Origin of the sequence: Nostoc commune NIES-4072, assembly GCF_003113895.1 — a bacterium.
Lineage (GTDB): Bacteria > Cyanobacteriota > Cyanobacteriia > Cyanobacteriales > Nostocaceae > Nostoc > Nostoc commune.
In genome coordinates this window covers 164,624-186,272 of the sequence record NZ_BDUD01000001.1, presented here as the reverse complement: position 1 = coordinate 186,272, position 21,649 = coordinate 164,624, and the positions used below count along the sequence as shown (strand labels likewise).

Annotated in this window: 19 protein-coding genes; 12 read left to right on the top strand and 7 right to left on the bottom strand. The window is 41.6% G+C overall.

Annotated elements, in window-relative coordinates; translation table 11 throughout:
• Nucleotides 1–51: 51 nt before the first annotated feature.
• Nucleotides 52–1,530 (bottom strand): DICT sensory domain-containing protein, encoded by a 1,479-nt coding sequence (locus CDC33_RS00785; RefSeq protein ID WP_109006864.1) that lies wholly within the window; start codon nt 1,528–1,530, stop codon nt 52–54.
• Nucleotides 1,531–1,842: 312 nt separating this feature from the next.
• Here CDC33_RS00785 and CDC33_RS41085 point away from each other — a divergent pair, with 312 nt between their 5' ends.
• Nucleotides 1,843–1,971, top strand: coding sequence for a hypothetical protein (locus CDC33_RS41085; protein ID WP_280524386.1), 129 nt, complete (start codon nt 1,843–1,845; stop codon nt 1,969–1,971).
• Here CDC33_RS41085 and CDC33_RS00780 read toward each other — a convergent pair.
• Both CDC33_RS00780 and CDC33_RS00775 read right to left on the bottom strand, forming a co-directional pair.
• A complete protein-coding gene (locus tag CDC33_RS00780) occupies nt 1,968–3,467 on the bottom strand; it encodes a UDP-N-acetylmuramoyl-L-alanyl-D-glutamate--2,6-diaminopimelate ligase (RefSeq protein ID WP_109006863.1) in 1,500 nt (499 codons plus the stop codon). The genes CDC33_RS41085 and CDC33_RS00780 overlap by 4 nt on opposite strands.
• A gap of 53 nt (nt 3,468–3,520) precedes the next feature.
• Entirely contained in the window at nt 3,521–3,808 is a 288-nt protein-coding gene (locus tag CDC33_RS00775; RefSeq protein WP_109006862.1) for a glutaredoxin family protein, read from the bottom strand.
• Between the two features lie 16 nt (nt 3,809–3,824).
• Between CDC33_RS00775 and CDC33_RS00770 the strand changes: the two genes are divergently transcribed.
• From CDC33_RS00770 to CDC33_RS00755, 4 genes are all read left to right on the top strand, one after another.
• Nucleotides 3,825–4,175: a DUF952 domain-containing protein gene (locus CDC33_RS00770; RefSeq protein WP_109006861.1), complete on the top strand. Its 351-nt coding sequence runs from the start codon at nt 3,825–3,827 to the stop codon at nt 4,173–4,175.
• Between the two features lie 138 nt (nt 4,176–4,313).
• Entirely contained in the window at nt 4,314–4,496 is a 183-nt protein-coding gene (locus CDC33_RS00765; protein ID WP_109006860.1) for a DUF4089 domain-containing protein, read from the top strand.
• Nucleotides 4,493–5,866 (top strand): AtzE family amidohydrolase, encoded by a 1,374-nt coding sequence (locus CDC33_RS00760; RefSeq protein WP_109006859.1) that lies wholly within the window; start codon nt 4,493–4,495, stop codon nt 5,864–5,866. The genes CDC33_RS00765 and CDC33_RS00760 overlap by 4 nt, the downstream gene beginning before the upstream one ends.
• Nucleotides 5,867–6,687: 821 nt before the next feature.
• The gene (locus CDC33_RS00755) at nt 6,688–7,074 is read left to right on the top strand and encodes a hypothetical protein (protein ID WP_100900943.1); all 387 of its coding nucleotides are present in this window, start codon (nt 6,688–6,690) and stop codon (nt 7,072–7,074) included.
• Between the two features lie 118 nt (nt 7,075–7,192).
• Here CDC33_RS00755 and CDC33_RS00750 read toward each other — a convergent pair whose 3' ends face one another.
• On the bottom strand, nt 7,193–7,702 hold the full coding sequence (locus CDC33_RS00750) for a GNAT family N-acetyltransferase (RefSeq protein ID WP_109006858.1): 510 nt from the start codon (nt 7,700–7,702) through the stop codon (nt 7,193–7,195).
• A complete protein-coding gene (locus CDC33_RS00745) occupies nt 7,699–8,196 on the bottom strand; it encodes a GNAT family N-acetyltransferase (protein ID WP_244919095.1) in 498 nt (165 codons plus the stop codon). The genes CDC33_RS00750 and CDC33_RS00745 overlap by 4 nt, the downstream gene beginning before the upstream one ends.
• Before the next feature lie 262 nt (nt 8,197–8,458).
• Between CDC33_RS00745 and nrdJ the strand changes: the two genes are divergently transcribed.
• From nrdJ to CDC33_RS00710, 7 genes are all read left to right on the top strand, one after another.
• Nucleotides 8,459–12,949, top strand: coding sequence for a ribonucleoside-triphosphate reductase, adenosylcobalamin-dependent (gene nrdJ / locus CDC33_RS00740; RefSeq protein WP_109006856.1), 4,491 nt, complete (start codon nt 8,459–8,461; stop codon nt 12,947–12,949).
• Between the two features lie 223 nt (nt 12,950–13,172).
• Nucleotides 13,173–14,210 (top strand): zinc-dependent alcohol dehydrogenase family protein, encoded by a 1,038-nt coding sequence (locus tag CDC33_RS00735; protein WP_109006855.1) that lies wholly within the window; start codon nt 13,173–13,175, stop codon nt 14,208–14,210.
• A 470-nt stretch (nt 14,211–14,680) separates the two neighbouring features.
• The gene (locus CDC33_RS00730; protein WP_109006854.1) at nt 14,681–15,418 is read left to right on the top strand and encodes a Crp/Fnr family transcriptional regulator; all 738 of its coding nucleotides are present in this window, start codon (nt 14,681–14,683) and stop codon (nt 15,416–15,418) included.
• A gap of 189 nt (nt 15,419–15,607) precedes the next feature.
• Nucleotides 15,608–16,354 (top strand): Crp/Fnr family transcriptional regulator, encoded by a 747-nt coding sequence (locus CDC33_RS00725; protein WP_109006853.1) that lies wholly within the window; start codon nt 15,608–15,610, stop codon nt 16,352–16,354.
• 133 nt (nt 16,355–16,487) lie between these two features.
• Complete coding sequence (locus CDC33_RS00720; RefSeq protein WP_244919094.1) at nt 16,488–17,150, top strand: Crp/Fnr family transcriptional regulator; 663 nt, start codon at nt 16,488–16,490, stop codon at nt 17,148–17,150.
• Between the two features lie 124 nt (nt 17,151–17,274).
• On the top strand, nt 17,275–17,751 hold the full coding sequence (locus CDC33_RS00715; RefSeq protein WP_244919093.1) for a response regulator: 477 nt from the start codon (nt 17,275–17,277) through the stop codon (nt 17,749–17,751).
• A 564-nt stretch (nt 17,752–18,315) separates the two neighbouring features.
• On the top strand, nt 18,316–18,984 hold the full coding sequence (locus tag CDC33_RS00710) for a peptidoglycan-binding protein (protein WP_109006851.1): 669 nt from the start codon (nt 18,316–18,318) through the stop codon (nt 18,982–18,984).
• Between the two features lie 569 nt (nt 18,985–19,553).
• Here the strand turns inward: CDC33_RS00710 and wecB are convergent.
• Entirely contained in the window at nt 19,554–20,684 is a 1,131-nt protein-coding gene (gene wecB, locus CDC33_RS00705; RefSeq protein ID WP_109006850.1) for a non-hydrolyzing UDP-N-acetylglucosamine 2-epimerase, read from the bottom strand.
• A 520-nt stretch (nt 20,685–21,204) separates the two neighbouring features.
• Nucleotides 21,205–21,579, bottom strand: coding sequence for a hypothetical protein (locus CDC33_RS00700; RefSeq protein WP_109006849.1), 375 nt, complete (start codon nt 21,577–21,579; stop codon nt 21,205–21,207).
• Nucleotides 21,580–21,649 lie beyond the last annotated feature (70 nt).

The window sequence follows — 21,649 nt, the reverse complement described above, 5'->3', positions numbered from 1 at the left end:
ATAGGATTGCTATAGCATCACAAAGTTAACTCAGGGGATAATTGTAAATGATCACTCATTTTCTATTGCGATCGCTTTTGGGGTATCGCCAACGCTTGGCAGTTGCACTGTAAATGTGGAACCTTCATATAATTTACTTTTCACAGAAATAGAACCGCCAGAGCGCACCAGCAATTGCTGTACAATTGTTAACCCCAACCCAGCACCACCATAATCTTCATTTGCTGTTGTACGCACACGATAAAATCGGTCAAATATTCTAGGAATCTCGCTTTCGGCAATACCAATACCTGTGTCGCGGAATTCTAATTGGACATAATCGCCTTGAATTCGGGCACGCACCCATACTTCACCCCCATTAGGAGTAAACTTAATGCTGTTATGCAGCAGATTAATCACAATCTGCCTCAGCCCACCAGTCACACACCAAATAGATGGAAGTTCAGTGGGTACGGTGTAGGCTAGCATAATCCCTTTTTCTTGGGCTAGAGGTTGGTAAGTACTAACTACTCCCGGTACAATATCTGAGAGTCGCACCGACTCTAAAGCTGTTCCTTCTAAATTACGTTCCATCTGCACCAGTTCCAACAAACCAGTAATCAGGGAATTTTGCTGATCGCACTGGGTATTTAACATTTGTAAATAACGTTGTCGCTGGGGGGGTTTAAGATTAGGGGAATTCAATAATGAAAGTGCTGTCTTCATGTGCGTCAAGGGTGTACGCAATTCCTGACACACATTTTTTAAGTATTCATCTTTAAGTTGCTCTTTATTTTGTAGTTCTTGATTTTGCTGTTGCAACTTGGTGGTGCGTACTGCGATGATTTGACGATTAATTTCATCTTGTCGCAAAAGTTGTTTTGCAAACAGTTGATTCATCAGTGCGCCTTGGGGCGCAGTTGGACAAGTAAAATCAACAGGAATTGGAGATGATTCTGGGGTAATTGCTTGTTCGATACCATCTAATACTTGTTGAATTATTCTCCCTTCAAGACTATTTATAATTAGTAACGGTTGGTTTTTATTAGTATTTACCTTCCCCGATGTCTTATTTTTGTGTTTTTTAAGTGGTCGATTAGCCAAAATTAAACTGCAAAACTGGGGCGATAACACCATCAGAAAGTTTTCCCGTCGCATTTGGCTATCTGGTGATAGGTGAACGCGGACATGATGAGGGAATAAGGGGGATAAAGAAGATGAGGGAGATGAGGAAGATAAGGGGGTATTTTCTTCCCCTACTTCCCCTGCTCCCTCATCTTCTCTTTTTTCACTCTCGTCAATTTGGCAAGTATAAATGAGACTAGACGCACCTACCGAGGATTGATAACGCGCTAGTTCTGATTGCCAAATTTTTTCTGGTGGTAGCTTCAGCCATAAAGTAGCTGCAATTTGCTGCTCAATTAGTAAGTCAATTTGCGCTCTCACCAGTGATAGCAGAGTAGCAGGACTGAGGGACAATGGTTTAGGAGGCGCTTGCACTCCCATAACTAGTTGATAAACAGACAGATCCTTAGCCAGAGAAACATTCATGAGTTAAGCACAACTTGAATGAAGCAAGAAATAACTCTGTCTTCGATTTTCACCTTTATGTGTGCATTTTTTACAAAAATCCCACCGAAATAAACATTAACTATAAAAAACTACATCTACGAGGGAGTGGGGAGTGGGGAGTGGGGAATGAGGGAGTAGGGGAAGAGGCAGAGAGGGGCAGGGGAGACAAGGGGACAAGGGGACAAGGGGACTTAAATTAGAACTTGCAACAAGTTAGGACTTACGCAAAAATTGCTAAAAAGCTTAATTTCTCGAACCGCCAAGACGCCAAGAGCGCCGAGAATTCGTAGAGTGTGCGTAAGTCCTAAAGTGTTTCCCCTTGTCCCCAATTCTCAAGAGTCCCCAAGTCCTCTTTCCCATGCCCAATTCCCAATGCCCAATGCCCAATGCCCAATGCCCAATGCCCAATGCCCAAATTAGGCTTGTATGTTCAGTCTTTGATGCAAAGCGTCGCGTGCGTGTTCTCGGTCATCAAAATGGATTTTTTCGGTGCCGAGAATTTGGTAGTCTTCGTGACCTTTACCAGCAAGTAACACTCCATCACCGGGTTGTGCTTGTAAAATTGCGGTACGAATTGCAGTAGCCCGATCGCAAATTACAGTTGGTTGTATTGTGTCAGCAATTCCCGCTAAAATATCTTGCAAAATCCGTTCTGGGTCTTCAGTCCGGGGGTTGTCCGATGTCACCACTGCAACATCAGCTAACTCAGCCGCAATTTTACCCATTTTTGGGCGCTTAGTGCGATCGCGATCGCCTCCACAACCAAACACACAAATCACTTTACCAGGTATAAACGGGCGTGCCGCTTTCAGTAAATTCTCCAAGCTATCCGGTGTGTGGGCATAATCCACAATCACGCTTATATCTTGGTTAGCATCAATTTGTACCCTTTCCATCCGTCCGGGAACTCCGGGAAACTCAGGTATCACAGACGCTACTAACTGCAAATCTAGTCCTAAGTGTAAAACTGCTCCTACGGCTGCAAGAAGATTTTCTAAATTATATTGACCGACTAGTGGCGATCGAAAAGCTACATCACCTTTTGGTGTATGTAATGTACCACTGACACCATTTGGCTGGTAACTTAAATCACTCATCCATAAATCAGCGCTGTTATCGTTGACACTGTAACTCCAAACGCGCTGAGAATCTAACGAGGCAATTAACCGCTTACCGTAAGAATCATCAGCATTAATTATTGCTCGTCCCTTGAGATACTTAGGGCTAAATAACAACGCTTTAGCGGCAAAGTAATCTTCCATATCGGTGTGATAATCGAGATGGTCTTGGGTAAGATTACTGAATACCGCCACCTCAAATTCACAACCCAACACTCTACCTTGGGCTAAAGCGTGAGAACTTACTTCCATCACTCCGAATTCACTACCAGCCTTTACAGCCTCTGCTAACTGCTGTTGCAGTTCCACCGCAAAGGGCGTAGTATGGGCAGCAGTTTGCTCAAAACCTGCCCAACGAGTGTAGAGAGTTCCCATTAAAGCTGTAGCTAGATTAGCTTTAATGAGCAGAAATTCAATCAGATGAGTAGTTGTAGTTTTGCCATTTGTACCAGTCACACCCACCAGCTTGAGTTTTCGCCCCGGATAACCGTAAAAAGCACTAGCTATCTGGGCACAAGCTTGAGTTATGTTACTTGCACTAATGACCACAGCCTCATTTGTGGGAGGATTTTTTTGTGCAGCTTCGGGAGAAACGATCGCAGCTACAGCCCCGGATGCGATCGCACTTTGCCAAAATTCCCCACCATCAACCCGCGTTCCTGGCATCCCAATAAACAAATCTCCCGCACTACAAGCATGGGAATTCGTCTTCAAACCCCTAACTTCCACATCTTCCATCGGATGGCTAGGCAATTGTTCAACACTGTCCACCGCCGTTAGTAATTCCCGCAATTTCATTTTGTGAACCTCGTCACCTTCTTAATCTTGCGCTTATTCTGCATTATTTTTTTCTAATTGGCTAAATACTTACGCAACATTTGCTCCAACTGCTGCACACTAGCACGAGGAGAAGGACGAGGCAATGGTGCTTCTATAATTTCTCCCTCCGCGCCCTTGGCGTCTTGGCGGTTCGATAAATAAAGTACCGGCACCTCATACTGATATGCACTAAACCAATCTTCACGAGTCGTAATATCCCTAACTTCCAACTCGAAACTAAGATTTTGGATTTGTTCTAGCTTTTCTTGCAAGCCTTCACATAAATGACAGCCAGGTTTACTGTATAAAATTAATCGCATTAGTTAATTAATTACCATGAACACTATTTTACATATCACCAAAAGCAAACAATGGGAACAAGCAAAAATTCTTGGAACCTATCGGGGTGATACGTTAGACTCGGAAGGATTTATCCACTGTTCGACAGCAGCACAAGTTATCTGGGTGGCGAATCGCTTTTTTGTTAATCAAAAGGGTTTGGTAATTCTTTGCATTGATTCTGAACAAGTTAAAGCTGAAATTCGTTATGAAGCTGCGGAGGTAGGTAATTTATTTCCTCATATTTATGGTGAGTTGAATATTGATGCTGTGTTTCAGGTTGTTGATTTTGAGGCGGGGGAGAATGGATTTTTTGTGTTGCCGAAAGAGGTTATAAGTTTAGAATAATACCAATTTGAAAAAAGAATGCGACAAATAGACCCTTTGTAGAGACGCGATTCATCGCGTCTTTACCCAAGGATGTGTTGCAATCATTAATTGAATTGGTATAACGAACCGCGAAGACGCCAAGGACGCAAAGAAGAGATGGAAAGATTTAATGTAGATGAATATGTTGATCTTATGGCGTTGTTGTTGGATTTGCAGCTAAGGGATGAGTATCGTGATGGTGTGGTGGCAAATTTTGAGAGAATTAGTGCGATCGCTAATCTAGTAAATTCTTTTCCGCTACCAGAGGATATTGAAGTTGCACCAGTTTTTGAACCATGAATGATGCTGTATCGATAGCTGCTGCTGTACGTGAAGGCAAAGTTAGCGCGGTGGAAGTTACCAAGGCTGCGATCGCACGAATAGCAGCGCAAGATAATCAACTTAACTGTTTTACGGCTGTGATTGCTGAAACGGCTTTAACAGATGCAGCCCGCATTGACAGGGAAATCGCCCAAGGTAATCATCCTGGAATACTTGCTGGTGTACCTTTTGCGGTGAAAAATCTCTTTGATATCGCAGGGCGAACGACTCTGGCGGGGTCGAAAATCAATGCAGAGAACCCAGCAGCAAGCCAAGATGCAACCGCATTAGCAAAGCTGAAACAAGCGGGTGCTGTGCTGGTTGGCGCTTTAAATATGGATGAGTACGCTTATGGGTTTGTTACAGAAAACTCCCATTACGGTGCTACTCACAACCCCCATGATTTACAGCGAGTTGCTGGTGGTTCATCGGGTGGTTCGGCGGCTGCTGTTGCTGCTGGGTTAGTACCGTTAACATTGGGTTCTGATACCAATGGTTCAATTCGCGTTCCGGCGGCGTTGTGTGGCGTTTTTGGTTTAAAGCCGACTTACGGAAGGTTATCTCGTGCTGGCGTAGCTTTATTTTCTAGCAGTTTTGACCATATTGGCCCTTTTGCGCGTTCGGTGCAGGATATCGCCACGGTGTTTGATGTGCTTCAAGGAGAAGACGATCGCGATCCAGTTTGCACAAAGCGTCCGCCTGAATTGGTTTTACCACAACTTAAACAAGATATTTCTGATATCAGAATTGCCATTGCAGCTGATTATTTCACCAAAGGCGCAGAACCGGAAGCTTTAGCAGCAGTGCAAAAGATAGCTGATTCTTTGGATGTCACTGAATACGTAACCATACCAGAAGCACACCGCGCCCGTGCAGCAGCTTTTGTGATTACAGCTAGTGAGGGCGCAAATCTGCATTTGGATAAATTGCGATGTCGTCCTCAAGATTTTGATTCAGCAACACGCGATCGCTTTTTAGCTGGGGCGTTAATTCCTAGTAGCTGGTATCTGCAAGCACAACGCTTTAGAAAATGGTACCGCGATCGCGTTCGGGAAGTCTTTCAAAATGTAGATATAATTCTTGCCCCAACTACACCAATTTCCACACCGCTAATTGGTCAACAAACCATGATTTTGGATGGGGAAGAAATTCTTGTCCGTCCTCATTTAGGATTATTTACTCAACCATTATCTTTTATTGGTTTACCAGTTTTATCAGTACCAATTCAGCACCAAAATACTTTACCTTTAGGTGTGCAATTGATAGCAGCACCATATAACGAAGCTTTAATTTTACGGGTTGCGGCTGCATTAGAGGTAAAGGGTGTAGTTTCAGCACCAATAGTTTAATAATCTTTTTCTCAATCCTAATATATCAAGCATGACGACGAATTCCTGTCTGAATATACAGAAAACTTCTTTATCACTCGTTTAACCTCTTTGCACAAGGCCAATAATTTTCTCCTGAGAATCGTAGCCAGCCTCAACAAATACCTCTTTTAATTATTTTTCTAGTTTTAAGAGAATCAGTTACAAAAACTCATCCTTTGATAGCTAAACTAACATCTGTAGTTAATATAAGAATCCGGTTTGATTTGGAGAAAATATACGTAGGATGTGTTAGCACGGAGAGTACGGCATCAAACTCGTGTTCATAGTGCGTTACGAACTCCGTTCTAACACACTCTACAATACTTAATTTCGTTCAAAAATCAAATAGTAATCCTATACAACTTAAGCTGTACTAATAAATGTAGATACTTTAGTTACAAATAGTTGTCGTTATATAAATAAAACTTTAGTTTTATTTAAAAAAATCATTTATTAATTATACAAAGTCCTTAAGTGATAAGTAAAGTAGAAGTTTTAGTTACTACAGATTGTTCTGAACTTATCACTTAACAAGTTTTAGTAACTACAGCTTGTTCTAGAGTTACAAACGAACAAGTTTTAGTAACTACAGCTTGTTCTGGAGTTGACACAGCTTATTCTGTAGTAGGGTGCGTTGCACTGCACGATAACGCATTACTTTATAAGTATAAAATTATACTTAATTTAGTATACTGAGAAATTCTGCTACAAAACACAATAATTATTGTGGATTTTGCTGAACCAAAATTTAGCTTCAGTAGGGCATAGTAATTTTAGAAACCTCACAAGGAAATAAATCTATGTCTCAAAGAAAACGCACATCTCGCGTTTTAGAAAATGCTGAGTTAAGATTCGCTGGACTCAAAGCAATAAATCCCAATCTGGATCTTGGGGATGCTTATAACTTAACAAACCTGACACAATTACTTGAACAGGTACGTACCAAGTTAGAGGGGCATAACACTATTCTCAGCATGATTGACTCTTCCAAATTAGAACTTGAAGAGTTAGAACAAACTTTGGGCGCTTTCTCAGAGAAAATGCTCACAGGGATTGCTTTTAAATACGGCAAAGACAGCCGCGAATATGAGATGGCTGGTGGAGTTCGCAGAAGTGAGAGTCTCCGTAAAAGCAGAGCAACTCGCTTAAAAACTATTGCCAAGAAAGCATCAAGCCAGAGTGTTTAACTAATTCGTAATGACGCTTTCTACAAGACGCTGCGCGTACCTCTATACCGAAGCAAGCTACGCGCAGCATTCGGCTAATTTCCTATTCATCTGCCTCATCCCTGAATTTGTGCGCGAGTTACACTCCATCAAAAGTAGATGGATAAAAAACTTTTCCTTTATACCTTTTTTGATAACTTTGCAGTGGTTTAACCATGAAGACATCCTCTGGTACTGGAAAAGGAGACTCGATTTCATAAACAACAGAAGGCTGAAAACCAAAGCGAGTATAGAAATGGGGATGACCAAGGACAATCACTATGGCTTCTTTCTTTGCCTCTGCTATTTCTAACCCTGCTTTTATTAGTGCGCTACCAATACCTTGTCGTTGAAACTTTGGATGAACTGCCAAAGGTGCTAAACCGAGTACCTGTAGTGTTTCTTCACTCACCAGGTCAATGTAGCTGAATAAAATATGACCGACTACAACATTATCAATCTCTGCAACCAGAGAAAGTTCTGGAATATAGCGGTCAGAACAGCGAATTTTCTCTACAAATTTAGCCTCATTTTCTTGCCCAAAGGCTAATGTATTCACCTCAGCTATTACTGTGTAGTCTGACAGAGTTTCACAACGGATATTGATCATTTTAAAACTAATTCCATAAAAACCCAGTTGGCTCGATATTCTATAGGAATCTCTGTCTTTTCTAAATACGGCTCTATATCCTGAAAGCCATATACACGATAAAGTGTATGTGCTTCCTTTGCAAAAGGGGCGCTGTCTAAACGAATCTTTGAGTAACCAATATTAGAAGCTTCATTGATGATAGTTTCTAATAATGCTCTACCGATTCCTTTTTTGCGAAATTCTGGTCTTACATACATCCTTTTAATTTCGCCAATATCTTCACCAATTTTTCGCAAGCAAGCGCAGCCTGCTATTTTTGCCTCGTATTGTCCCAAAAGCAAGCGTCCTGAAGGGGGTATAAATTCGTGCAGTTGAGTCATATATTGCTCAAAGAATTTATTCACATCTAAATTGATACCAAACTGATGGCTGAATATCAACTTAGTCTCGTTAAAATATTCCCAAAAGAGTTGGTGTATATGAGATTTATGTTCGTCAATTTCTACCTGCATAATTTTCAGCAAAGTTTATGCCTCCGCTAAGTTAAGAATCGGTATAAAGAGATTTTACTTATAAATTTATATGTGCTAATTAAAACTTGAGTTTGAGATGCTACCCAAGGGTGAAGAATATTATACATCATAAATTTTTGTTGCAAATACTACGGCTTATAACTAGCGTAAAGTGGACAATTTGACAATCTTTAATACTCAAACTACTTGGCGTATAGTCATAGTCTGTCCGCACGCAACAAGAACGCAAGACACTTAGTATATGGTTCGAGAACTCGAAAGAAAACGCCAGAGTGCAAAGTTTCCCGAAACAGCACCGGCTGCTAATCCCGTATTTTTTAGAACCTATAGCCGCCGCACAAAGGCAGGACTAAGGGAAACATGGGATGAGGTATGCGATCGCACTTTACTCGGCTTAGTCGAGTTAGGAAAGCTCACTCAAGAAGAAGCTGTCATCCTCGATAAAATGCAGCGCAACTTGAAAGCTATGCCCAGTGGACGCTGGCTGTGGGTTGGTGGTACAGACTGGATAACCAAGCCAAAGAATTTTTCTGGGGCTTATAATTGCACCTCCACCAATCTCGAAGACTGGAGTGCCTTCGGATTAATGATGGATTTGGCAATGATGGGCTGTGGTACTGGAGCCGTCATAGAACCACAATTTATTAACCAGTTGCCCCCCATCCGTAATCAATTGAATGTTACTGTACAAGGCGAAATTGGCAGCACTCCTGTTCAACAACGGCGTGAATATACTGAAACTCATATAGAAGGCAATAACGTCACTATTCACGTTGGAGATAGCCGTGAAGGTTGGGTTGAATCATATCAAGCCCTATTAGAACTCTCCACTAATGAACGATTTTCAGGAGAAGTTGAAGTATTAGTTGACATCAGTGATGTCCGAAAAGCAGGAGAAACTCTCAACGGCTTTGGAGGAGTTGCTAATCCTATAAAATTGCCCGGACTTTATCAGCGTTGTGCTTCCATCCTAAATAAAGCTGTAGGACGGCAATTAAATTCAGTTGAATGCTGTCTGTTAATCGATCAAGCTGCTGTAACAATTGTTGCAGGTAATATTCGGCGCTGTCTACCTGAAGATGCTTTAGTTCATACTTCCAAAGGTCTTGTTCCCATTTGCGATGTCCAAGTGGGCGATCTAGTACAAACTCCTTTAGGATTTCGGCGAGTTGTTGATAAATTCGACCAAGGATTTCAGGATGTCTATGAAATTGAAACTAATGCGACTTACCCAAGAGCAACTTTAAACCACAGACAAGCAGTTCTTGCAGATGCTCAAGGGGGAATTACTTGGAAATCGGTTGCAAGTTTAGTTGAGGGCGATCGCCTACTGCACAACACACAAGTTCTACCTGGTACAGTTACCCATCTCCCCCCTGATTTTACTGAATCTCGACCCTCAAACAGTCGCACAGCTAAGTCGTTTGTAATTCCCGAATTAACATCTGAGGTTGCTTGGCTAATTGGGTTAACCCACGGTGACGGCTATATTGCTCTCGGTCGCAATAAGTATGATAAGCCTTATGGCCGGGTTGAATGGACAATGAACAGCTTAGATGCAGAACTCACAGCTAGAGTTCAAGCCAAGATAGATGCTGTTTTAGCTTTATTTGGATTGACTGCTACTCATGGAGTAATCAAGGGCGAAAACACTGCCAAATCAATCTGCTCATCTATTCGACTAGCTGAGTATTTCTATCGCTACATTAAGCAACCTAATATTCCCCTAGCAATTCCTAGTTTTATTTTGCAAGGTTCAGTAGATATCAGGGCGGCTTACCTAGCTGGATTAATGGACAGTGGTGGTGCTGTCAATAACCGACCCCCTCACTTAGTTACCTCAGTCTATCGGTCATTTATTAGACAAGTTAGTGCAGTTTTATCCAGTTTAGCGATCGCTGGCAGAATTAGCATTACCCATCCACAACAGCAAACATGGCAAGTAAAGTACAACCTAACAATTCCAGCCCTTAAAGAGCGTTATAACGCACTCATTGCACCACACTCAGCTAAAGGGTGTGTGAAAAAAGGATTGAAAATGTATGGTTTTACCGTCCCTGGTGCAATCATGCAAGAAGCTTACACTTATAGCGAGATGCGAGATATGGGATTCCAAGGTTCTCGCACTGTTGATGCCAATTATGAGCGCTATATCGTTGAAGCTGATATCTCGCTAGATATTCCAGTCACTGTGAAAGGACTAGGCAGTTACGATCATGTCCACACTTACGATATTGAAGTCGAAGAAGCTCATTGTTTCTATTGCGATGGCTATCTGACACATAATAGTGCTGGCATGAGGCAAGGTTCTAGTGAAGATAGTTTGTTTGCTGATGCCAAAGATAACTTATGGCAGCAAGATGAAAGTGGCAACTGGCGAATTGATCCAGAGCGTGATGCACTCAGGATGGCGAACCATACGAGAGTTTTTCACCGCAAGCCAACCTTAGAAGAATGTCTTAATGCCGTTCGCAAACAATATTATAGTGGCGAGGGAGCGATTCAATGGGCTGGTGAAGCCGTAGCGCGATCAAACATTGATTTGCTGCCAACACAATCTGACAAAGTTAATTTTTTGCAAGCTTATGAACAAGGAACAGCAAAACAGTGGTTACAGGAACGCTATCCAAATATTGATGCTAATGAGCTAGAACATCGTTTAGCTCGCTACGGTTTAAATCCGTGTGGTGAGATAATTGGCGCTAACTTCCATTGTGTGAGTGGTGATACTTTGCTCATCACTAAAGATGGAATGCATAAAATCAAAGATGTTGTTGGAGATGAAATTGAGATTTGGAATGGTCAAAAATGGAGTCAAATAACGCCATTTAAAACTGGTAGCGAACGCAAGCTGTATCGAGTCAAATTTGCAGATGGTACTTACTTAGATGCAACCGAATATCATCGCTTCTTTGTGAAAGATAGATTTGATAAAGAATACAAAGAAGTGCAAACCAAGGATTTGATGGATGTTAGTAGATATGCCATTCATACTGAGCCTTTTATGATTCAGTATGAAAGTGGGTTAAATATCGATCCAAGTTATGCCTATACTTTGGGGATAGCTGTAGGAGATGGAACTACAGACCAAAATGGTAATGCCAAAGTTAGACTCTATGAACAAAAAGCAGCTTTATCTGTAATCGGAAGTAAGTCTCCTGAAAGAAACTATGACTACTTACCAACTTTTATAGATGTAACAGACTTAGGTTTTTCTGGAGAATTTTTAAAGAGTTTAAAAACAAATCCAGAGTCACTGAATGTAATTGCTAGTTGGAATCGCCAAGCAATTTTGCACTTTATTGCTGGTTTAGCCGATACAGATGGCACAAATACACATAGCAATGGCATTAGGATTTACATTTCTGATTACGAACGTGCGTATCGAGTGCAGTTATTACTAACTAAATGCGGTATCCGTTCTTCTTTAAATCTCTGCGCTCATAAAGGGTCAGTAACTAACTCTGGTGTTCGCAGTCAAGATTTATACTACTTGCAAATTACTGACTGTGGACAAATTCCTTGCCAGCGTTTGGATGTGAGCAAAGGGTGTGACGCAAAACACAAAGGTAAATGGCAAATAGTCAGAGGTGTAGAAGAATTACCAAGTTTGCACGATACTTATTGCTTCAATGAACCAGAACATCACAAAGGAGTATTTGGTAATACCCTAACTGGTAACTGCAATTTGTCAGAGGTTCACCTCAATCAAATCGATCCACATAACTATAAAGAACAAGAGGAAGCTTTCACTGCTGGGGCGCTATCTGTAGCAGCACTTTTAAATCACAAATTCCTGGAACCACGTTATCAATACAGCCGTGAATTAGATCCGATTGTGGGAGTTTCTTTTACAGGTTTATTTGATTTCTTTGTCCATGCTTTTGGTGTTGATTGGCTGCGCTGGTGGGAAGCCGGAAGACCTGCAACTCCACAAGGATTAGCTTTCAAGCGTGAGGAAGAAAAATATCTAAGTTCTTGGAAAGATATTGTACATAGGGTAGTTTGGGATTACTGCGATCGCCATAATTTCAAGCGTCCAAATCGTTGCACTACAGTCCAGCCCAGTGGCACGAAGGCATTATTAACTAATGCTAGTTCAGGATGGCATCCCCCAAAAGCGCAAAGATTTATTCGCCGCATCACCTTCGGCAAAAATGACCCAGTAGCCTTAGCTTGTATTGACTATGGTTACAACGTCATTCCCTCTCAATCAGATAAAGATGAACAGGGCAATTTGCTCAACGATCCCTTTGATCCACGGGTGAGTGAGTGGTTAGTAGAAATCCCTGTTTCTGTATCTTGGGCTGATTTACCAGGGGCTGATGAAATTGATGTTTCTAAGTTTTCAGTCTTAGCCCAATTTGATTTTGTCCTCCAGGTTCAACGTTGGTACGTGACTCACAACACATCAGCAACTTTAGAACTTCGTTCTGATGAGATCGAACCTTTAGGACAGCGCATTTACGAAACTATCCAGAATGATGAAGGATATATTTCAGCCGCTCTTTTAGCTCGTTTTGATGATTTACAATCATTCCCACGTTTGCCATTTGAACCGATAGATAAACCAACTTACAATCGCTTAAATCAAGAAGTGAAAGCACGGCGCAAAACAGATGATTTCTGTGCAGTCTTAAGCCGCTACGATTTAGGCGAAATGGCAGAGGCTGGCCCTAGTGGTTGCGATTCTGATAAATGTATGTTTCCCGATCAGCAACCAAGCTCATAAGGTGAAATGACTATCAATTTAGAGTAGGGCTATTTCGTTCTAAACATAAACCGCCCAGAACTAAAGTTCCGAGCTAATAGCTTAAGTCCACTTTAGTGGACTAAAAGCCTTTCCTTAGTCGTCTTTAGACGACTTTTGCTATTAGCCTCAGAATTTATTCTGAGGCGGGCTAGATGAGAATGAAATAGCCCTGTATATAATCTTTGGCAAAAGGAATCCGCCAATGAAAGCTTACGAAATTCAAAGCAACGCCGGGATTGATGCCCTCGCATTAGTCGATCGCCCTGAACTAAAACCGACTGCGGGACAAGTTCTCATTCAAGTCAAAGCAACATCCCTAAATTACCGCGATCTGCTAGTCATTGAAGGAGCTTACGGTTCTGGACAAAAATATCCCTTAATTCCCCTGTCTGACGGTGCGGGGGAAGTCGTGGCGGTAGGCGAAGGTGTGACACGGGTTAAAATAGGCGATCGCGTCGCTGGTATTTTCTTCCAAGACTGGATTTATGGCTCTTTAACCAAAGAGAAAATGAAATCCGATTTAGGAGGCGGTATCAATGGAATGCTAGCTGAGTATGTCGTATTACACCAAAATGGTTTGGTAATATTACCTGACCATCTATCCTACATTGAAGGCGCAACCTTACCCTGTGCAGCAGTCACAGCTTGGCATGGACTGGTGACAAAAGGCAATATTCGCGCAGGTGATAGTATTTTATTACTCGGTACGGGGGGAGTTTCGATTTTTGCTCTCCAGTTTGCCAAGATACATGGTGCTAGAGCAATTATTACTTCTAGCAGTGATGAGAAATTGGCACTAGCTCAACAGCTTGGTGCTGACGAAACAATCAATTACAAAACAACACCAGATTGGGAAAAGCAAGTTTACCAATTAACCAATCGCACAGGTGTAGATCATGTAGTAGAAGTAGGCGGTGCAGGTACTCTGCCAAAATCACTGCAAGCAGTCCGTATTGGAGGAGGTATTAGCTTGATTGGCGTATTATCAGGTAGAGGAAATGAAATTGACCCCATGCCAATACTTTTTAAAAGTTTAACAGTTCAAGGCATTTATGTTGGCAGCCGGGAAATGTTTGAAGCAATGAATCAGGCGATGCAACAGCATCAAATTAAACCAATTATTGATCGAGTTTTCCCTTTCATTGAAGCACGAGAAGCTTATCATTACCTCAAAAGTGCGGCTCACTTTGGTAAAGTTGTAATTCGTAATGACGCTCGTTCCTCGCTACCGCTTCGCTAACGTAATTCGTTCCAATGCTCCCAACAGGAATATCTTTCAGGAGGCTCCTTAAAACAGGCCATAACATTTTCTCAGTCGTCTTTAGACGACTTTCGCTATTAGACTCAGAATTTATTCTGAGGCGGGCTACTTTGCTATGCAATTTCTATTATTTTGCTCTCAACCTTTAGATAGATGATAAATGCTTTAGTGAGCTATATGGCGGTTTTCATTCATGTGAGGTAGATCGGTAGGGGCAATTCATGAATTGCCCCTACCTTTTTTGAGTGTATCAGGATTTATTTGCTAGAGTAAATTTCTAATTTAATTATATTTATTATAAATATGTTTATAATAAATATAAAAATCTAATCTTTTATTAAAACATTTTTAGGGAATACACCTTTTGACATATAGGATCAAATTCTTGATTTTTCTCCTTATGCCGTAAGTTGCCTTTTCTAGAGACGGCTACATTTAGGAGAATTCCAATGTCATTAGACAAAAATGCCTTTGAGCAACCAGCAAATAAGTTGCTTGCAGCTCTGCCAGCCAGTGATTATCAGCGTCTTATTCCCCACATGAAGCTGGTTCCACTTTCAGATCGGCAAGTCCTTTACCAAACAGGCGAACCGATTACACAGGTCTATTTTCCTCATAACGCAGTGGTTTCTATTGTCACCACTATGGAAGATGGCTCGACAATGGAAGTTGGTTTAGTGAGTAATGAAGGCATGGTGGGTATGCCTGTGATTTTAGGAGACAACATCACAACCACAACTGCATTGGTGCAAATTCCAGACAGTGCCATGCAAATCGATGCAAATATACTCAGAAGCGAGTTCAATCGGAGTGCAGCGCTTCAAACGGTGCTGCTGTGCTATGTGCAAGGTGTATACACTCAAATAGTACAAGAATCTGTGTGCAACCGTCTTCATCAGTTAGAGGAGCGGCTGGCTCGTTGGCTGCTGACAATCTCTGACCGTCTGGAATCAAAGGAATTTCCGCTTACCCAAGAATTTATCTCAGAGATGCTGGGTGTAAATAGCGCTGGTGTCACCGAAGTAGCTAGCACCCTGAGCCAAGCTGGAATGATCGCCTACCACCGTGGTCAGATTAAGATTCTGAATCGAGAGGCTTTAGAAAAAACTTCCTGTGAATGTTATCAGATACTAGAAGAGGAAATTATTCGTTTATTGGACAATAAGCCCAATAAACGACGAAAATAAGTTTTTTTAAGTTTCTATGTACGGAAGTGCACAGACTTAAACAAGTGTATTAATTTAAGCTTTTTTAGATTGCTCCTATGTTTCTTTAGTGAATACACCTTTTGACATTAGGATCTGACCCTTAAATCCTTTCCTTATGCCCTGAGTTGGTTTTTCTAAAGTCACCTAATTTAAGAAGAGTGGCTTCTAATGTCATTAGATGAAAATATCTTTCAGCAACCATTAAATAAGCTGCTTGCAGCTTTGCCAGCCAGTGATTATCAGCGTCTTCTCCCCCATCTAAAACTAGTTTCGCTCGAAGTTCCGCAAATTCTTTCTCAAGCAGGCGAACCGATCGCACAGGTCTATTTTCCTCACAACTCAATGGTTTCTATAGTTGCCACTATGGAAGATGGCTCAACGGCGGAAGTTGGGATAGTGAGCAGTGAAGGCATGATTGGTATCCCGGTAATTTTAGGAAACAAGATCACAACCACAACATCATTTGTGCAGATTTCGGGCGCTGCTATGCAGATGAATGCAGATGTACTTAAAGCCGAGTTCAATCGGGGCGGAGCTATTCAAACCCTGCTGCTGTCTTACATACAAGCTATATATTCTGAACTGGCGCAAGGAGCTGCCTGTAACCGTCTGCATACACTGGACGAACGGCTGGCTCGTTGGTTACTGACAGTCTCTGACCGTGTGGGATCAGAAGATTTTTTCCTCACGCAAGAATTTATCTCTCAGATGCTAGGTGTGCGTCGTTCCGGCGTTACAGTTGCGGCTAGCACTCTCAGCCGAGCCGGAATGATCAGCTATCACCGTGGTCATATTAACATCTTGAACCGAGAGAATTTGTCAGCAACTTCCTGCGAGTGTTATCGAGTCATACAAAACGAATTTGCTCGGTTACTGGGCTTTTTGCCCAGTAACCGAGCCGAAAAATTTTTTTGAGTTATGTGTGCGAAACCGAACAGACTCGCAAAAGTAACTTGATTTAAAGTATTTTGAGCAAATTTATCTATTTTTTTAATGTTCAGTGAGGGAAAACACTTTTAAGCCGCAAGTAAATAAGTTACTCGCGGCTTTGTCAACTAATGATTATCAGCGTCTTGTTCCACACCTGAAGTTGGTTTCGCTTTCGACTCGGCAAGTAATTTACGAACCAAAAGAACCGATCGCACACGTCTATTTTCCTCAACACGCAGTAGTTTCTATTGTCAGTAGTATGGAAGATGGCTCAATGGTGGAAGTTGGGATAGTGAGCAATGAAGGCATGGTCGGTATCCCAGTAATTTTAGGAGGCAATACAACAACCACAAAAGCGTTTGTGCAGGTTTCAGGTGCTGCTATGCAGATGGATGCAGATATACTTAAAACCGAGTTCAATCAGGGCGGAGCTATTCAAAACCTGCTGCTGCGCTATGTACAAGCTGTATACACTGAACTGGCGCAAGGATGTGCCTGCAACCGTTTTCATACCCTAGAGGAGCGGCTGGCTCGTTGGCTACTGACAGTCTCTGACCGCCTGCAATTAGAGGATTTTCCGCTCACACAAGAATTTATTGCCCAGATGCTGGGTGTACGGCGCTCCGGTGTGACAGTAGCGGCTAATACCCTGAGCCGAACCGGAATAATTCGCTATCAGCGTGGTCATATTAGCATCCTGAATCGGGAAGATTTGGAAGCAACTTCCTGTGAGTGTTATCGAGTTATCCAAAACGAATTTGCTCGGTTGCTGGACAATTAGCCAAGGCGCGTAGGCGTAGCCCGTCGTAGACATCGCTAGTGAATAACTAGTGAATAATTTTAACCTACTATGTCCGACACCGGACAGACGTTTGCCAGTTAGTTCCATTAAGATTTAGTAAAGTATGCATCAAATCGCATTTATAAATACATGCGATTTGATGGTGTTTCAGCTACACGGCGGTGAAATAATGTCTAATCAGTCGATGTCTTTTAAAGGTCTGCGATTGCTCATTGTGGATGACGACCCTGATACGAGAACCTTACTTACCTTTCTATTTGAAATAGACGGAGCAGAGATTATTACAGCTGCTTCGGCAGGTGATGCTCTAGAAATAATGTCATTTTTTAAACCAGACATCCTGATTAGTGACATTTATTTACCAGATGAGAGCGGCTGCTCACTGCTCACAAAGATCAGAAATATAGAAGCAAGGCGAGGGAGAAAGATTCCAGCTATTGCTCTGACGGCATCTGCTTTCGACGAAGACCGTAATCGTGCATTATTAGCAGGTTATGATATATACCGTTGTAAGCCGATAGATTTAGACGAATTAGCATCTACGGTTGTTAATTTAGCTAGACTCGAACAATACGCTTGACATATTTGGACGCATAAAGAAGGAGCCAGTAAGCAAAAAAGCTTTTACTAAATTTTATTTATTTTTGTAGAAATCTTTTAACTGATTTCAACGTGAATTCGACGGATTATATATAGTGAAAAGTTAGATCCCCGACTTCTTTAAGAAGTCGGGGATCTGGACACTGCGAAGTATCCGCTTAATTAGCTCAATCAAAAAGACCTCTCCCTGATTTTTCTACATAAAATGGCCCCTCTTCGACGGGCGAGAGGCAATACTTCTCGGGTTTTGCATTTTTAATCCGGAATCAGGTTTTGGGAAAAGGTTAAAGGGGAAGGGTTAAAGCTTTTTTTCCCTTTTCCCCTTCCCCTTTAACCGAGAAGTATTGGGGCGAGAGGGACACCTTTGAACTAAAGTTCAAGGTAGTGAGAGGTTTATCGAACTCACGTTGATTTTATTTTTTCTTAATTCCGCTACCAGCAAAAACCTTTTGACAATACAGAGATATAAAATATACTAAGAATAAATACAGAGAAATTCAGTTTTTTCTGTATTTACTCATTTTTTCATATAAAGGGGTGCATTATGGAATATCTTGCTTATTCTCAAATGTTTATTGCTCAAGAAGAAGCATCTCGAAACACCAAATATAATTCCTCTAAATCTCAATTAGATAACAAAAAACCTCTTACATCTTTTGACATAGTTATTAATAAAGAAGAGACATTTGGAATTACCAAAGCTAAATTTAATTGGAAAAAACTTCTTAAATCTTCAGCTTGGTTAGCTTTAGCTGGTGTTGGTGTATTACTTATTGCTGCTGCCCAAATTCAAATTAGTACGGCTGCATTTGTCAGGACTAACGGCAGTTGTTTGCGTATCCGTACAGGCCCAAGCACTAACTACTCATACGTGGATTGCCTACCAAATGGCACAACACTTCCAGCCATTGAAAGGTATGAAAACGGTTTTGCTAGGCTTTCTACGGGTAGATATGTTTTTGCTCGGTGGGTTGGTAATAGACCTAACTATGCTCCTATAACTAGACCTGGTGGTGTTGGCGGTTCGGTGATTCTTACCCCTGGTTCTAGAGGTCAGCTTGTAAGAGATGTTCAAACAGCTTTAGGTAATCTCAGAGTTGATGGAATTTACGGTCGAGAAACTGTTAACCGAGTCCGAAGCTTTCAGGCAAGTAAAGGTCTACTTGTAGATGGTACGGTGGGACCCGAAACACGAGGAGCTTTAGGTATTTAGCCAAAAGTCACCCTTTGATAAAGAGGCAAGGGAGCAGAGAGCAAGGGGGATAGAACAGTTCTGGATAAGGTCATTTCCCCAAACTTTTAGCCCCCTTTTAGAACTGCCTCTTCGTTAAAAATCTGTTGATTCTACTATTTTTTTGTGGGATGGAGATAAATCATTCATCCCACGCTCGGCTATCGTCTGATATCATGTCCGCTTGATTGCTTATTAAACCCGAAGAACCCCATCCCGCCAAAGCTACGCTTTGTCTTTCCTGCCGAAGAGCAGGGAGCGGTTGAGGGTGGGGTGTAATGGTTGTGGTTAGCATCAATACTTGTCGGGTTTTGGGGAAAAGGGGAAGGGGAAAGGGCAAAGAAAAAACCTTTAACCTAAACCCAGTAACCTTTTCCCTAAACCCAATGCCGAGTTAAAAATGCACAAAGCGAGCAGTATTGTGGTTAGCATAACTATTTATGCGGACATGATATGAGACATGGAGCTTTTTGAAGTAAAAAAATCGGCAGAAAAGCGGATTTTATGCACCCTGAAAAACAGAAATTTTGCATTTTGTTCACTTTAAGTTCCTAAGTTGAAGTTTCTGATGAAAGACCCAGGTAATTTTGTACAATCTGCAAAATGCGCTCTGCTGCATGACCATCCCCAAAGGGATTAATTGCATTTGCCATTGCTGCATAAGCATCTGGATCACTAAGTAACTCAGCAGCATTTGCAAAAATGTTCTCACTTGTAGTGCCTACAAGTTTCGCTGTACCGGCTGCAATAGCTTCTGGTCTTTCGGTGGTATCTCTTAAAACTAATACTGGTTTTCCCAAACTGGGGGCTTCTTCTTGCAAGCCACCAGAGTCAGTGAGCAAAAGATGCGATCGCCCAATTGCACCCACCAACTCACCATAATCGAGAGGATCTGTCAAGAAAATTCGGGGATGATTCCCTAAAAGTTCTTGTAATGGAACTCGCACTGTGGGATTGCGATGTAATGGTAGTAGCAAAGCTGTATCAGGAAACTTGTCTAAGATTTGTAAAAAGCCTTGAGCGATCGCTAACAGAGGTTCTCCCCAATTTTCTCGACGATGAACTGTTGCTAACAGAACGCGGTATGAATCCCAGTCTAAGCCTGGTACATTACAAACTGCTTGGGTTGCAGCTACATTCAACAGCGCATCAATTACCGTGTTACCCGTCATGTGAATTTCACCCAAAACACCAGAACGGTGCAAATTTTCCACAGCCCAAGGAGTAGGCGCAAAGTGCAACTGAGTAATTTGAGAAATCAACCGTCGATTAGCTTCTTCTGGGTAAGGATTCAAGATATCATCAGTTCTTAAACCTGCTTCTACATGACCGATAGGGATTTTTTGATAAAAAGCTGCCAAAGCTGCGGCAAAAGCCGTAGTAGTGTCTCCCTGCACCACCACTAAATCTGGTTTTTTATCCTTAAATAATGCTTCTAACCCTTGTAAACTACGGCAGGTAATATCATTTAGAGATTGCTGAACCTGCATAATTTCCAAGTCATAATCTGCTTTGATGTTGAACAGTTGCATAACTTGCTCAACCATCTCTCGATGCTGTCCAGTTAGAATTACTTGCGACTCAAAACTTGAAGACTTTTGGAAAACCTGAATCACAGGAGCTAGTTTAATTGCTTCTGGACGAGTACCCAAAATAATGCAAACACGTTTTTGATTAGTCATTAGTCATTAGCCATCTGTCATTTGCCAATGGTTATAGTCAATGGTCTATGGTCAATAGTCAATAGGTAGCGATCAATCATCACACAAACTATAAATATAAGTAAGTCAGCGTAAACAATTATCGTTGGCATAAAGCAGGACGCAAAAGGGTTTGAGACTTATTTACTTTTCTTCACACAGTTTGGTTTTATTGTGCCGACTTCCTTAAAAGGATAATCACACAATAGACTTCTTGGCATTTGTCAGGAAAATGAAGAGGGGAAAAGGGTAAGGGGGAAGAGGGAAAAGGTTTAAATACTACCCTTTAACCTAAAACCATTACCCTTTTCCCCAAGAGTGCAAAAAGCACTTTTGCAAGAGGTCTAATAAGCATAAAAAAACCCGGCTTAATCGGGTAGATGCACTGTTTATCGAATTTATCTATAATGACCAGGCCTTGTCACAAGTAAAATCACAAACAGCATGAAAAAACCCGGCTAAACCGGGCAGACGCACTGTTTGTCGTATTCACCTGTAATGACTACATTTTAATCTCACAAGTTAAAGGGCAAGCAGCGTAAACAGTAGCCTGCATTTGGTCTGCCTCTCCATGCAACCAGCTTAACCATTTAATTTCACTGGGATGAACTCCTTTAACAGTTAGTACACCCGCAGCCAATACAACTGCCATGACATTAAACATTATTAAAGCGCCTGCTACAAGCAAAACAGCACTAACAGGCATTACAGATTGTAAGATGATCGACAACAGACATCCGACCGTAGCCATCAAGACAACTAGCGGAAAACCGACAACTAACAAACATACTGCTAATGTAAAAGTCCATATTAAAAAGCTTTTAATCATCAACAAGGAGTAGGTCTTTCCTAGATTAGAGCTTTGAGCAGAAACCATGACTTTTCCTCCCAAAAATACACAACGAATTTTAATTTTCAGTCATCTCTCGCTTTTGGCGAGTAAACTG